Source organism: Paenibacillus profundus, assembly GCF_021369635.1.
GTDB classification, from domain to species: Bacteria; Bacillota; Bacilli; order Paenibacillales; family Paenibacillaceae; genus Paenibacillus_B; species Paenibacillus_B profundus.
Genome location: NZ_JAJNBZ010000001.1, coordinates 626652 through 643505, shown reverse-complemented (window position 1 = coordinate 643505; position 16854 = coordinate 626652). Strand labels below are relative to the sequence as shown.

Below are 16854 nucleotides of genomic sequence, written 5' to 3'. Positions count from 1 at the left end.
CTGCAGCACGAGCATCGCATCGAAGATCGGATTGCGGCTCGTGTCGCGCTGCCGCACCACCCGTTCCACCAGTTCCTCGAACGGATAGTTCCCATGCTCGAAGGCTCCAAGCGCCGTCTGCCTCACTTCCTGCAGATAGGCGGCAAAGCTCTTATCCCCGGCCGGGTACGTCCGCAGCGCCAACGTGTTTACGAACATCCCCAGCATGCCCTCTAGATCCGCATGCGGCCGGCCCGCCACCGGCGAACCGACAATGACTTCTTCCTGCCCGCTAAGCCGCGCCAGCAGCGTGCTGTAGGCGGCCAGCAGCACCATGTATACCGTAGCGCCGCTCGTGCGGGCCAGCTCGCGCAAGGCCGCCGCAAGATCGCCATCCAGCTCAACGTCCACCCGGCCGCCTTCGAAGCTGCGTGCGGCCGGACGGGAACGATCGGCCGGCAGGCTCAGCACAGGCAGTTCACCCGCAAACTGGTCCACCCAGTACTTTTCCAATTGCTCGTACGCCCGGCTGTCGGCGTAGTGTTCCTGCTGCCATACCGCATAATCTTTGTACTGAAGCTGCAGCGGCTCCAATGCCTCGCCCGCGTACAGCTTCACAAATTGGTCTACCATAATGCCTATCGACGTGCCGTCCGAAATAATATGGTGCATATCCAGCAGCAGCAAGTGCCGCGCTTCGCCGAGACGTATGACGGTCGTACGCAGCAGCGGAGCCTCTCCAAGGTCAAACGGGCGGAGGAATGCCCGGATTCGCTCCTCGGCTTCCCCTTCCTCCGCTTCCTCATAGGACACGCAGAAGGTCCACTCCTCTTGCACCCGCTGCACCGGCTCGCCGTCCACGACGGCAAACGAAGTGCGCAGCGATTCATGGCGGGCGATGAGCGCTTGCAGCGCCGCTTCCAGCCGTACCCGATCCAGCGCTCCTTCGAGACGCAGCGCCACCGGCATGTTGTAGCTCAGCTCAGCCCCCTCCAGCTGCTGCAAGACGTACAGCCGTTTTTGGGCCGAGGACAGCGGGTAATGCGCCCGCTCGTCTGCCGGGGCCAACGCTTTATATGCCGTGCTGCCATCCGCCGCGCCCAGCGCAGCCGCCAGCCCTTCGACCGTCGGCGAGAGGAACAGCTGCCTCAGCGCCAGCTCTGCGTCCAACGCCTGGTGAATCCGCGATACGAGCGTCATGGCCTTCAAGGAATGGCCGCCCAGCTCGAAGAAGTTATCGTGGATGCCTACACGATCGACGCCCAGCACCTCCTGCCACATTAGCGCCAGCTGCGCTTCCGCTTCGGTTCGCGGCGCTGTGTATCCGGCTGCCGCTCCGCTTCCCAACGGCTTCGGCAGCGCCCGGCGGTCCACTTTGCCATTCGGCGTCAGCGGCAGCTCTTCCAGCTGCATGAAGTGCGTCGGAAGCATATACGATGGCAGCGATACGGTCAGGGCGGTACGCAGCTCGGCCGCCGCAAGCGGACGGTCGCCTGTCACATAAGCGCACAGTTCCTGCGTGTCCGCACCCATTTCTGCTGCAGTCACAACGGCTTCGATTACGCCCGGGATTTGCAGCAGCCGGGCTTCGATCTCACTGAGTTCAATCCGGTGCCCCCGGATCTTCACCTGATGGTCGATCCGCCCCAGATGCTCCAGCCGGCCGTCAGGCAGCCAGCGTGCCAAATCTCCGGTCCGGTACAGCCTCTCTCCAGACACAAACGGGCTGTCCACAAATTTCTCAGCCGTCAGTTCCGGACGCGCCCAGTATCCGCGGGCGACTCCGGCGCCGCCGATGCACAGTTCGCCGACTACGCCAACGGGCTGCAGCTGCAGTGCTTCATTCACCACATACACCTGTGTGTTCGCCATCGGCCGTCCGATGCCGATCCGTTCTTCCCCTTCAAGGGATTCAAACGTAGACCAGACAGTCGTTTCCGTCGGCCCGTACATGTTGTACAGCGCCGCATCCGTACGTTCCTTCAGCTGCCCATACAGGGAGGAAGGGAAAGCTTCCCCGCCGACCAGCAGCGTCTGGACGTTCCGCAGCTGCGCCGCGCTTTGCGCATCGCCGAGCAGCAGCATCAGCCGCGAAGGCGTCGTCTGCATCATATGCACCGGATGCTGACTCAACAGTTCCGCCAGCAGGACCGGATCCTGCTGCGCTTCTTCGCTTGCGAGGACGATCTGCATGCCGCAGCTGAGCGGCACCCAGCTCTCCGTGACGAAGATGTCAAAGGACGCGGTCGTAACGCACAGCATCGAAGCATGCGTCCCGAAAGGAAGCTCGCGAATCATCCCCGAGATGAAATTCACCACGTTCCGGTGCTCCACGACCACTCCTTTCGGCGTGCCGGTCGTTCCGGAGGTGTAGATGACATACGCGCTGCCGGATGGTTTTATCTCCACGCCAACGGGCGCGGAAGAATACCCTGCCAGCTCCTCTGCAGAGGAGAACGAGATGGTTTCTCCGCAGAGGCTTATTTTGTCTCCTTCTCCATTGTCTCTTGCCTGATCAGCTTGCTCCGTCCGCCCGGCCAATTCTTCCGTCAATGTATCATCCAGACACAATACATGGCGCAGCTCTGTCTCCTGCAAGCCTGTCACAATCCCAAGCTGTGCCGAATCCGTCAGCATAACCTGCATTCCGGCATCCCGGATCATCCCCTTCATGCGCTCTTCAGGCAGAATGGGATCGATCGGCACATAAGCGGCACCGACTTTCAGGATACCCAGAAGTCCGGCGATCAGCTGCGGCGAACGGTTCATCAGGACGCCGACACGGTCTTCGGCCGTCACGCCGTGCGCCCGCAGCCATTGGGCGACACGGTTGGACTGTTCCCCCAGCTCCCGGTAGGTCAGACGCTGTTCTGCGCATACGACCGCCAGACGGTCCGGTGTCTTCGCCACCTGCAGTTCGAACAAGGAAGGTATGCTTGCCTCTTCAGGAATCGTCACCTTCGTGTCGTTGAACTGAACCAATAGCTGTTCTTGTTCGGCAGCCGCCAGCAAGCTGACGCTGCCCAGCATTACCTGCGGATTGGTAGTAACCTGACGTAGAAGCTCCGTAAAGTGATTCGCCCAACGTTCGATCGTCTCGCGTTCAAACAACATGGCACCATATTCGAGTGAGCAGCGCATCCCATTCTCGTGTTCGCTCACCGATAGCGTCAGATCGAATTTAGCCGCGCTGTAGTCGAACGGATAGGAAGATAAGCGCACGCCGGGAAGCTCCAGCTTCACTTGCTCTGTATTCTGCAGCACGAGCATCGCGTCGAAGAGCGGATTGCGGCTCGTGTCGCGCCGGCGCACGACCCGCTCCACCAGCTCCTCGAACGGATAGTCCCCGTGCTCGAAGGCTCCGAGCGCCGTCTGCTTCACTTCCTGTAAATAGACTGCGAAGCTTTTGCTTCTTGCCGGATACATGCGCAGCGCCAATGTATTCACGAACATCCCGAGCATGCCTTCCAGATCGGCGTGCGGCCGTCCCGCCACCGGCGAACCGACGATAAGCTCCTCCTGCCCGCTAAGACGCGACAGCAGCGTGCTATATACTGCCAGCAGCACCATGTACACCGTAGCGCCGCTCGCGCGGGCCAACTCGCGCACCGCCGCCGCAAGTTCGCTGTCCAATTCGAAGTCCACCTGGCCGCCTTCAAAGCTGCGCACTACCTGGCGCGGATGATCGGCCGGCAGGCTCAGCACTGGCAATTCGCCCGCAAACTGTTCCAGCCAGTAAGCTTCCAGCTCGTGGTACGCCGGCATCTGAGTATATTCCCGCTGCCAGACGGCGTAGTCTTTGTACTGCAGCCGCAGCGGCTCTAATTCTTCGCCGGCGTACAGCTTCATAAATTCTTCGATAAAAATGTTCATCGACATGCCGTCCGAGATAATATGATGCATATCGAACAGCAGCAGGTGCCGCTCTTCGCCGAGACTTACTACGGTCGTGCGCAGCAGTGGGGCTTGGCCGAGATCGAACGGGCAGATGAATGCCCGGATTCGCTTCTCGGCTTCCTCTTCCTCCGACTCCTCATAGAACACATGGAAGGCCGGTTCCTCCTCCACCTGCTGCACCGGCTCGCCATCCACGACGATGAACGAAGTGCGCAGCGACTCATGGCGGCCGATTAGCGCCTGCAGCGCGCCTTCCAGCCGGACCTTATCCAGCGTTCCTTCGAGCTGCAGTGCCACCGGCATATTGTAGCTGAGTCCCGCACCCTCCAATTGCTGAAGCAAGTACAGCCGTTTTTGAGCAGAGGACAGCGGATAATATGCCTGCTTCTCCACAGGCAGCAGCGCTTCATACACTTGACGCGTTACGGCTTCCAGAGCCGCTGCCAAGCCTTCGATCGTAGGCGACTGGAATAACAGCCGCAATGGAACTTCCACATCCAGAGTCTGGTGAATACGCGACGCAAGGGTCATCGCCCTCAGAGAATGGCCGCCTAACTCGAAGAAGTTGTCATGGATGCCTACGCGCCCCACACCCAGCACATCCTGCCACAACAGCGCGAGCTGGGCTTCCATATTTGTTCGCGGAGCCTCATACCCTTTGCCTGCTCTGGCCCCGTCCGGCTTCGGCAGTGCCCGGCGGTCCACTTTTCCATTCTGTGTAACAGGCAGTTGGCCGAGCTGGACGAAGTATGAAGGTATCATATAGTCCGGCATTACCGTCCCTAGAGCCTCCCGCAGTTCAACAAACGCAAACTCGCGTTCACCTGCGATATAGGCGCACAGCTCATTATTACCGTACTCGTCCCGAAGAACGAGAACGGCCGCTTCCCGAATCCCTTTCACCCCGAGAAGCCGCGTTTCGATCTCGCCCAGCTCAATCCTGTATCCCCTTATCTTCACTTGATGATCCATGCGGCCCAGATACTCGATGTTCCCATCTGCCAGCCAGCGGGCCAAATCCCCTGTCCTGTACATCCGCTCGCCGGGAGAGAACGGATCGGGGACGAACTTCTCGCGAGTCCGTTCAGGCTGCTGCAAATAACCTTCGCCGACACACGCTCCCCCGATGTACAACTCGCCTGCGACACCTATCGGTTGCGGGCAACCCAGCTGATCCAAAATATAAATCGAAGAGTTGCTGATAGGTCTGCCGATTGGAGGAAGCTCGGTCATGATGTCCTTCGGTATAATCGTGTACGTAGTGGCAACATGCGTCTCTGAAGGTCCGTAGTGATTATGGAGAGTCACCCCTCGCTCGCGCAAATATCGCTGCAGTGACTTTCCGACGACCAGAGCCTCGCCTGCTGTTATCATGTGACGCACGCTCTTAGGCCACACAGGCTCGTAGGCTGGGTCATTCCACACGAACTTTACAAAAGAAGTAGGCAGCCAAATCGTCTCGATGCCCTGATCCTCGATATAACGGAAAAGCGCAAAGGGATCCTGACGCATCTCCTCATCGACCACATGAAGCGTCCCGCCCGCAAGCAGCGTAGTGAAAATCTCCTGATAGCTGGCATCAAAGCTGTAGGAAGCATACTGAAGCACGCTCTTGTGAAAGGGGATGGAGGTATGCTTATGCTGATAAAGCGCCAGGTTGATAAGATTGCTATGCTTCAGCATGACTCCTTTGGGATTGCCGGTAGTTCCTGAAGTATAAATAACGTAAACCAGCAGCCCGTTCTCTTCGGCCAACGTGACCTCATCTGGATCCGGTTCGCGGGGAACCCCGACATCATGATTCGCGGCAAGCATATCGCTGATAAGTATCGTTTCACCGTCATACGCAAGGCGCTTGTCCGTCTGAGCTGAATCGACGAGCAGGCATGATACCTGAGAATCCTCCAGCATATAAGCAATCCGGTCCGCGGGATAAGACGGATCCACAGGAAGCAAGGCTGCCCCTGCTTTAAGAATTCCTAGCAAACTGATAATCATATAAGGAGATCGGCGTGCCATGATGCCGACAATGCTGCCGATGCCTATATTTCGATGTTGCAAAGCAAGCGAGACTTGATCGGATAGCTGATCCAACTCTTGATAGGTCAGCATGGTTTCACCAAATACCAAAGCTATGCCGTCCGGAGTCTTTACCGCCTGTTCTCTGAATAACTGATGCAGGGTTGTATTTGGCAGCTCCATGGCAGGTCCGTCATGCCATGTTGCCAGCGTATTCCGTTCTTGTTCACTCAACAAATTTACTTTACCGAGTGCAATCCCCGGTTCAGCAACCGCATGCTGCAGCAATTGGATGAAAGTTTCTTGCCAACGTTCTATGGTGCCAAGTTCAAACAGAGCTGTGGTGTACTCCAGACTGCAATGCAGCTGATCTCCCCGTTCGCTGATTAACAAGGACAAGTCGAATTTCGAAGTGGGATTCTCCAGTTCATAGGGAGATACCTCGACATCCTGCATCTGCAGCTCGGATTGTTCCATGTTCTGCAAAGCGAACATGACGTCAAAGATCGGGTTGCGGCTGATATCCCGGTGCTGGACCACCTGCTCGACGAGTTCTTCAAACGGGTAATCCGCGTGTTCAAACGCTGCAATGGAAATCTCTTTGACTTCTTCAAGATAATCCGCAAATGTTTTCTCCCTGGAAGGCATCGATCTGATGGCCAATGTGTTCACGAACATACCCAAAAGATTGGACAGATCGGCATGAGGACGGCCTGCAACAGGCGTTCCAACAATGATATCATCCTGTCCGGATGTTCTTGCCAGAAACAAGCTATAAGCTGAAAGCAGCACCATGAATAAGGTAGTCCCTGTGTTCTGCGCGAGCTTGCGCAATTTGCCGGTCAACTCCGCATCAATGATGAAATCCAGGTGGCTTCCCTCAAAGCTTTGTACCGGCGGACGAGTAAAATCAAACGGCAAGGAGAGGATTGGAAGTTCGCCGCCAAGCTGTTCCAGCCAGTATTCTTTGTGTCGGTTGTACGCCTCGGAATGTTCATTTGTGTTCTGCCACACTGCATAATCCTTATATTGAAGGGATAGCGGCGGCAAACTCTCGCCCATATACAGCCTTGTCATTTCCTTAATGAAAATCCCCATGGATGTGCCGTCGGAAATGATATGATGCATATCAAACAACAACAGATGCCGTACATCCGTCAGCTTGACCAATTGGATGCGCAGAAGCGGCGCTTGGCTCAGATCGAAAGGACGAATGAAATTCTGGATGATTTCTTCAAGCTGCATCTCCCCGGAATTGCGGAAAGACAGCGCAAAATCAACCTCCGGGCAAATTTTCTGTACCGGTTCGCCATTTACAAGCTCAAAACGTGTTCGAAGGACTTCATGGCGTGCTCCCAGTTCCTTCAAGGCAAATTCCAATCTTGCAAGGTCCAATTGTCCCTCAAGGAGCATCGCTGCGGGTATATTGTAGCTTCGCTCCGCTCCTTCGAGCTGCTGCAGAACATATAGTCTCCTCTGTGCAGAGGACAGGGGGTAGTATTCCCGCTGCCCGGCAGGTTGCAGGCCTTCATACACGTCTGCAGCTCTCCCGTCCACGGTCAGCGCCATGGCTTCAACGGTCGGGAACCGGAATACGTCCCGGATGGCGATGTGTATACTCATCGCCTGATGTATGCGCGATACTAATATCATCGCTCTCAGAGAATGGCCTCCGAGTTCAAAGAAGTTGTCACGGATCCCTACTTGCGCTACGTGCAATACCTCCTGCCAAAGCTTGGCAAGCAGAGCTTCCGTGGCTGTTCGAGGAGCTATATATTGGGAAGCCGCTGCCATGTCGTCTTTAGGCTCCGGCAACGCCATCCGATCCAGCTTGCCATTTCTCGTAAGCGGCAGTTCCGGCAGATGGACGAAATACGCAGGAACCATATATTCGGGTAAAGCGATGCTCAGGTGATTTCTCAATTCGACCGCTTCCAGGCGCTTGCCGCCGACATAGTAAGCGCACAAAACCTCGCTTCCCGGCCGCTCTGTCCAAGTCACTACAGCCGCTTGGCGAATGTCCGCATGAAGCTGCAGGCGCGCTTCGATCTCACCGAGTTCAATCCGATAGCCCCGAATTTTGACCTGCTGATCGATTCTCCCCCAATATTCAAGTGTTCCATCTGGCAGCCAGCGTGCCAAATCTCCTGTTTTATACATCCTCCCGCCTTCAATAAAGGGATCCGGTTTGAACTTTTCCAGCGTAAGCTCAGGCAGATTCCAGTAGCCTGCGGCTACCCCGGCGCCCCCAAGGCACAATTCGCCCGGCACACCGACCGGAAGCAGCTGTCCCTGAGCGCTCAGCACGTAGGCTGTCGTTCCATCGATCGGCCGGCCAATCGGGATGCGATTGTCGCCGTATGTCGTGTGGACCGCGAATGAGGTCGAGAAAGTCGTGTTTTCGGTAGGGCCATATCCGTTCCAGATCGTAAGCCCCGGACATGCGTCCCTCACTGCGTAAGCATGCTTCGGCGACAGAACCTCTCCGCCCATAATCAAATGCTCTACACCGGCAAACAGGCCCGCATCCTCATCGGCCAGATGATGAAAGAGCGATGTGGTCAAGAACATGACCGTAATGCCGTGCTCTACCAGAAACGGCCCCATCCGGCGCGCGTCCAGCAGCACGTCTTTCTCAACCGGATGCAAGGACCCTCCATGCAGAAGGGCTCCGAATATTTCGAACGTAGCCGCATCAAAGCTTACCGAACCGGTCTGAGCGAAGCGGTGATTGGCATGAAACGGCACGTACGCCTTGTTTTTCACCAAGTTGATTACATTTCCATGCGTCACCAGCACTCCTTTAGGTCTTCCCGTGGTGCCCGAGGTATACAGGATATAAGCCGGATCATCGAAACTGCACGCCTGTACTTCTTCGCGCCCCAACACCTCTAACGCTTCATCTGGAAGAGTCCCGTCATCAAGCATGATGACCGTCCCCGGGTAAGACTCCGGCACTTTGAACTTCTGTACAGCCAGCAGGAACTCCGCGCCGCAGTCGCCCAGTATATACAGGTGACGCTCCTCGGGAGCTTCCGGATCCAGAGGCACATAGGCTCCGCCCGCCTGCAGAATTCCCAGGACAGCAACGATAAATTCGATCGAGCGCTCCGCCAGAATGGCAACAGCTGCCCGTGGCCGCATTCCTTCCCTCAGCAGTCTGCCGGTCACATGACTCGCTTGAAGCTGTAACTCCGCATAAGTGAGTTGTCGATCGCCACACACGATGGCCGTCCGATCCGGATAGAGACAAGCCATTTCTTCGAAACGCTGATGAATCGTCGTTCGAGGCAGGAGCAGGCCTTCGACAGGCAAACCGCTGTATTTCATCAGCTGGCTAAGCTGTTCTCCCCCGCTTATTAATCTGGCTTCTGCAAGGGGCGTATCCGGTTCAGAAGCCACATGATCCAGCAGTTCCGTCAAATGGCCGGCCCACCGTTCGATGGTTACCCGTGTGAATAAGGCTGTAGTGAACTCCAACGAGCCGTGATAGCCCTCCGCACTCTCGGTTACCATCAAGGTAAGGTCAAACTTGGCCTGCGTATCGGCAAATGGACAAGACTCTACCTTCAAGCCAGGGAGATCCAACTGCAAGTTTTCCGTGTTTTGAAGCACGAATACAGCATCGAACAGAGGGTTCCGGCTCATGTCCCGCTGGCTGACAACACGGTCTACCAGTTCCTCGAAAGGATACTCTCCATGCTCAAAGGCATCCAGCGCCGTTTGCTTGATTTCCTCAAGATATTCGGCAAAGGATTTTAGTCCGGAAGGGAAGGTGCGTAAAGCAAGAGTGTTGACAAACATCCCCATCATGTCCGTCAGATCCGCATGCGGACGCGCGGCTACCGGCGAGCCGACAATTATTTCATCGTTGCCGGACAGACGGGACAGCAAGGTGCTGTACGCGGCCAAGAACACCATAAATACGGTGACCCCTTTGTCCAGCGCCAGTTGCTGCACGGCTTCCGACAGTGTTCTTCCCAGCTTGAAATCAACCCGGTCGCCTGCAAAACTGCGCAAGGCTGGGCGCGCGAAATCGGTTGGCAGCTGCAATACCGGCAGCTCCCCTGCAAAATGCTGGAGCCAATACCTCTCCTGCATCTGATAAGCATCGCTGAGCACATATTCCTGCTGCCACACCGCATAATCTTTGTACTGCAGTCTCAGCGGGGCAAGCTCTTTCCCGGCATAAAGCTTCGTAAATTCCTCTACGAAAATGTTCATCGACACGCCGTCCGAGATGATATGATGCATGTCCAACAGGACATAATGAAGCTGGCTCTCCACACGTACGACCTTCACACGCAGCAGAGGCGCCTGACTGAGATCGAATGGGCGTATAAAGTCCGCGATAATCGGGTGAAGCTGCGCTTCTTCCGCTTCACAATAGACCGCTGCAAGCTTCACTTTTTCGTGTACTCTCTGCACTGGCTCTCCGTCTGCTTTGGCGAAGGAAGTGCGCAGCGATTCATGACGTGTGACCAGCTGCTGCAGGGACGCTTCCAAGAGCATCCGGTTCAGCACACCCTCCATTCGAAGAACGGCAGGCATGTTGTAACTGATCTCCGCTCCCTCAAGCTGCTGGAGCACATACAACCGCTTCTGTGCGGAGGTAAGCGGATAATGCTCCTGCGAATCAGCCGGCTCAAGTCCCTGAAATGCCTTATTCTGTCGGGAAGCTATAACTTCAGTCAATGTCTCCACGGTTGGATACTGGAATAGATCCCGTAGCGTGACGTCGGCCTGCAGTTGCTTTTGGATGCGCGAAACCAAGACGGTTGCTTTCAACGAATGTCCGCCTCGTTCAAAAAAATCATCCCGCACGCCTAACGGACGGACGCCCAGCACCTCCTGCCACACCTCTGCCATCTTCTGTTCGGCAAGGTTCCGCGGGGCGATGTAGCTGCTGTCTTTCTCCAATTGGCCGTCAGGCAAAGGCAACGCCCGCCGGTTCAATTTTCCGTTGGCTGTCAGAGGCATCTGCTCCATCGGAATGAAGTAGGCGGGAATCATGTAAGGCGGCAGCGTTCTGCCAAGCGCCGTCCGCAGCTCTTTTACTGAATAATCCCGGTCCGCTACAAAGTAAGCGCACAGACTAAGGTTATTCTCCGCTTCTTCCACAACCGCAACGGCTGCCTCTCTAATGTCGGGAAGCGTCAATAGATGGGCCTCAATCTCCCCTAGCTCAATCCGGTTGCCGCGAATTTTGACCTGGTGATCGATTCTTCCCCAATATTCCAAAGTTCCATCCGGCAACCAACGGGCCCAGTCTCCGGTTCGGTACATTCGCTCGCCCGATACGAACGGATCCGAAGTGAACTTGCCTGCCGTTAGCTGCGGCTGGTTTACATAACCGCGCGCCACACCGGAGCCGGCAATGCACAGCTCGCCCGGTACGCCGAGCGGAGTGAGCAGCCCTTGAGGGGTAAGAATATATACCCGTGTATTGGGGATCGGCCGCCCGATGGTAACAGCCTTCTCTTCCTCGAGCTCAACTGCAGTCGTCACCACGGTATTTTCGGTCGGGCCGTACTCATTCATCAGTTCCATGTTGGGATTCATCGTCTTCAAACGGCGGATTAGCGGCATTCCAACGGCTTCGCCAGCCAATACCGCGCTGCGCACCGTACGCCAATCCTCGGGATTCATGCTCTCCAGCAAGGCCGAGTAGAAGCTCGGCGGGCTCTGCATATGGGTGATTCGGCGCTTCACGATGGCCTCGCGAATGGCCGACGGATCTTTGCTGTCTTGAGCGTTCAACAGGACAACCGCCGCTCCCGAAACGATGGGACCAAAAAAGTGGGTCACGAACGAGTCAAAAATAAAAGGATTCAACATCAACGCCTTGTCACCAGCGCTAAACTGATAGTGGTTCGCTTTCCACTGAATGGTATTGGCAAGGCTTCCATGTTCGATCATAACGCCCTTGGACGCCCCCGTAGTGCCTGATGTATAAATAACGTATGCCAAATGCGCGGGTGCGACTGTTCTCTCCAGGCTCTCAGCGGGCACCTCCCGGAGCGGGTTGTCTTCGAAGTAAAGGACGGAAATCTGGTTGGCTACCTCCGCTGCGAGAGGCTGGTGCTCTATCGAAGTCAGCAGAACTTGGGGATGACTATCGCCCAGCATATAACGAATCCGTTCCATCGGGAATTCCGGATCGATAGGGAGGTAGGCCCCTCCTGCCTTCAAGACGGCGAGGATGCCCGCCGCCATTGCGCAAGATCGGTGGATCATGACGGCGGCAATCGTCTCCGCCCCTACCCCTTGCGCGCGAAGCACAGCTCCCAGCTGCTCCGCCCACTCGTTCAGTTCACGGTAACTTAGCTCCTCATCTCCACAAATAACCGCCGGCAGATCAGGGGTGCGGGCAACCTGCTCTTCGAACAAGGTGAGCACCGTTACCTCCGGGCGGTAGTCTGCTCTAGTTCCGGCAAATTGCTCCAGCAGCAGCTGTCTTTCCTTATCGGTTACCCAATTATACTCACCCAATTGGGAGTCTGGAGAATCAATGGCCTGACGCAGTAGCTCCAGGAAACAGCCAGTCCACCGCTCTATCGTGCTGCGAGTGAACAAGGCTGCGGCATATTCCCAACTGAAGGAGAAGCCCCCGGCCTGCTCTGTAACGGTGAGTGTCAGGTCGAATTTAGACGCAGTGTAGTCAAATGGGTATGGAGAAAGACCTACACCTGGGAGCTCTAACACCGCGTGTTCGGTATTTTGCAGCACGAGCATCGCGTCGAAGATCGGATTGCGGCTTGTGTCGCGCTGCCGCACGACTTGTTCCACCAGTTCCTCAAACGGAAAATCCCCATGTTCAAAAGCAGACAGCGCCGTCTGGCGGACCTCCTGCAGATAGACGGAAAAACGTTTTTCCCCGGCTGGATGCGTGCGCAGCGCCACCGTATTTACAAACATGCCGAGCATGCTTGCGAGGTCGGCATGCGGGCGGCCCGCCACCGGCGTGCCAATGATGAGCTCCTCTTGCCCGCTAAGTCGCGACAGCAGCGTGCTATATACTGCCAGCAGCACCATGTACACCGTACTGCCGCTCTCCTGTGCCAACTTGCGGACACCCTCCGCCAACCCGCCTTCCAGTTCGAAGTCCGCCCGGCCGCCCTCGATGCTGCGCATCGCAGGGCGCGGATAATCAGCCGGAAGGCTCAGCACCGGCAGCTCGCCGGCCAGTTCCTTAAGCCAATACGCTTCCTGCTTCGCATAGGCCTGCGACTGCCTGTATCCCTGCTGCCATACCGCATAGTCTTTATACTGCAGCCGCAGCGGGTTCAGCTCTTCTCCGGCATACAAGGCGGCCATTTCTTCCGTTAGGATTTGAACGGAAATTCCGTCCGAGATAATATGATGCATATCGAACAAGAGCAGATGGCGTTCTTCTCCGAGTTGAATCACCTTCGTGCGCAGCAGCGGGGCCACGCCGAGATCAAACGGGCGGATGAATGCCCGGATCTGCTTATCCGCTTGCCCTTCTTCCGCTTCCTCGCAGGATACGGAAAATGAAACCTGGTGCTGGACCTGCTGCATGGGCTCGCCGCCCACGACCGTAAACGAGGTGCGCAGCGCCTCATGACGGGTGATCAGCGACTGCAATGCCGCTTCGAGACGCGCCTTATCCAATCGACCTTCCAGTTGGAACACGGCCGGCATATTGTAACTAAGACCTGCCTCATCCAGCTGTTGCAGCACATACAACCGCTTCTGCGCCGACGACAGCGGATAATAAGCCTGCTCCGATGCAGGAAGGAGAGCCTCATAGGCACGTCCGGCTGCCGAAGTGACTGCTTGGGTCAGTGTCTTCAGATTGGTTGTCTGAAATATGTCGCGCAAGCCGATCTCGGACTGGAACTCCTGATGTATGCGCGTCAGCAGCGTCATCGCTTTAAGCGAATGGCCCCCGAGCTCAAAGAAATTGTCATGGAGTCCCACGGAGCCCTTGTTCAAGACCCCTTGCCACAGTGACGCCATTCTCTGCTCGGCGTCTGTTGTTGGACGAATGTATTCTTTGCGGGATGCAATTGCATCGGGTTTCGGCAAAGCTTTACGGTCCACCTTGCTATTCGACGTCAAGGGTAGCCGCTCCAGCTTCATATATACGGATGGCACCATGTAGTCTGGCAGCATCGAAGATAGGTATGCCCGCATCTCCGCGATCTCCAATTCGGCCTCGCCCGTGTAATATGCACAAAGCACAGGCTCTCCCTGCAGATCGGGCATTACGGCAACCACTGCCTCACGGATGCCTACGAACTGCAACAACTGCGCTTCAATCTCGCCCGGCTCGACCCGGTATCCGCGGATACTGAGTTGATCGTCCAGCCGTCCGAGAAATTGCAAATTTCCATCCGGCAGCCAGCGGGCCTGGTCTCCGGTGCGATAGATCCGTCCGCCAGCCGCATAAGGGTCTTCGGCAAAGCGCTCACTCGACAGATCAGGCCTATTCAGGTAGCCCCGGGCTACTCCTTCTCCTCCGATACACAGTTCCCCGGGCACGCCTACCGGCTGGAGGGTTCCGCCCCGTCCCAGCACGTACAGCTTGACATGGGGAAGCGGCCTGCCGATTGGCACATTCCCTTCCTTAGGCGGCTGACTCCCCTGTTCCACTTCATAATAAGACGCATCGATGCATGCCTCCGTCACCCCATAGCTGTTGAGGATGCGCATGACGGAGCCAAACCGCCGGTACACCCGCCGGAAGTCTTCAGCTGCAAGACGGTCCGAGCCCAAGATCAGCAGTTCCAGCCGGCCGGTGCTCAAACGGTGTTCATAAATGTAATCCATGAGCGGCACTAGCAGTGCAGGCGTCGACTCCAACAGCGTAATGCCGCATTCGACGATCATCTGCTGGAGCCGGGGCAGCTGAAGCCGGACCTCGTCCGGGCAGAAGACCATCATTCCCCCGTTTGGCAGTGTTCTGGCCAGATCGCCGGCAAACACGTCAAAAGAGAAGCTGGCTAATTGCAGCAGCCGCACCTCCATCTCTTCCAGCCTATACTCTTGACGCCATGAGCAGGCAGTCTGAATCCAGCTCTGGTGTTCCACCATAACCCCTTTGGGCTTCCCAGTCGTCCCTGACGTATAGATGAGATAAGCGAGCTGTTCCGGTCGGCAGTGAAGGTGTAGATTCGTAGCGTCATCGGCGTAGCATTCCTCCTGACGCAAATCGATGACCCCGCACGCATCAGGCACAGGAAAGGCAACAGAATCAGCCGTCAACAAAATGCCGGCTCCGCTATCCGCCAGCATATAAGCCAGCCGATCGGAAGGCAAAGAGTGATCCAAAGGTACGAACGCCCCTCCCGCCTTAAGGACAGCAAGAACAGCCGTTACAATTCTCGGCGACCGTTCCCCGAGAATCGCCACGGGTTGGCCCATCCCAATCCCCAGATTGATCAGGGTGCGGGCCAGCTTGTTGGCGCGTTCATTCAATTGGCCGTAGGTCAGTGATGAGCCGTCCAGTCCTGATAGAACAGCCATCCGCTCCGGCGTCTTCGCAGCCTGCTCCTCGAACAGCTCGTGCAGCAGACCGTCAGGCTGTTGCACCATATGGTGTCCCGGGCTAAAGGCTTGTAGGATCTCATGGCGTTCCTCCGGCGGTAATACTTGTAGTCGTTCTACCGCCTGCAAAGGTGCAGCCATTCCTTCCCGAAGGACATGCATCAATCTGGAAAATAAGCGGTCCATGTCTTCCGCCGCGAATAAATCGGTCAAATAATCGATTTGAATAGCCATCTCACCGGTTTTTACATTTTCACGTATATGGACGGTTAATTCATTATCCTGGTGACCATTTCCGAGAGGTAACGTGTCATACTGAATGGGAGCATCCTCCGGAAGAGTATCCCATGCCAACGGATGATAATTAAAAAAAATGGGCAGCAAGGATTCCGTAAAGCTAAATCGTTCACGGAGTTCAGGCACAATCCGATTGAAGGGGTATTTCTGATGCCGGATCAGCTCACCCTGCTTCATTTTCACCTGCTTTAAGAGATCAGCGAATGACAAAGAAGCATCCACGCTCAAGCGAAAAGGAGTTGTACTGACGAGCATGCCTACCATCGTTTTTTGCTCCATGGACGTTCTATTGGCATACATGGTTCCCAGCACAACTTCTTCTTCTCCACAAATCCGGGCGAGATACAGGCATAATGCCGTTACAAACAAGTTGAAGGCAGAAACTTGCTGTTGTTCACAAAATTGGTGAATTTCTTGGCATGCGGATGAGGGGATCCGGTATTGGCTATATGCGGCTAAACTGCTGGCAGTCTGGGCTTCGCGTTCGGAACTAACCAACCGTGTGATTGGAGGCAGCGAACTGAATTCTTTGTCCCAGTATGCTTTGTCTTTGAGAAAGCGGGAAGATGTAAGATAAGTCTCCTCACTAGAAAGCAGTTCTGTAAAAGAGGGCGCTTTTTCCGCCGTGAGCTCCTCGTTGCGTAACAAGGACATATAATTTTGGATGATTTCGTTCCCTAACAGGTTCAAGGAATAACCGTCTGCAATCACGTGGTGAATTTTCAAAAACAATTTGGCCTCCATCTCTCCTGTCCGGAACAACGTAAATTCAAATAATGGCGCATCAAATAGAGTGAAGGGCAGACGTGAACGAAAATCGACGACCTCCTGCCATGCTGCGGACTCTTCCTCTCTCACATCCATCTTATCGACATGGAAGGGTTCGAAGGGAACAACATAGATTTGCGGCTCCTGACCATCCATCTGTTTTAAGCGCATCCGCAGGGAATCATGCCGAAGAGCCAGCATCTGCAATGCTTGTATGATCATGTCTTCGATAATCGTTCCCTTTAAGGTAAGCAAACTGTTCAAAGTGGCAACCGTCGTATTGGGATTGAGCAGTTCCATGTACCATACTCTTCGTTGCGCTTCTGTCAATGTCCAAGTATGTTGCATAGTTAATTGTGCTTCTTTTCCGATATTTGACAT

1 protein-coding gene (cut by a window edge) is annotated in these 16854 nt (G+C 55.7%); it reads right to left on the bottom strand.

Annotated elements, in window-relative coordinates; genetic code table 11:
- Positions 1 to 16854: the beginning of a non-ribosomal peptide synthase/polyketide synthase gene (locus LQV63_RS02780; protein WP_233695545.1), read on the bottom strand. 24471 nt of this gene lie to the left of the window's left edge; the window shows 16854 of its 41325 coding nt (coding positions 1–16854); its start codon is at positions 16852 to 16854; its stop codon lies off the left edge, out of view.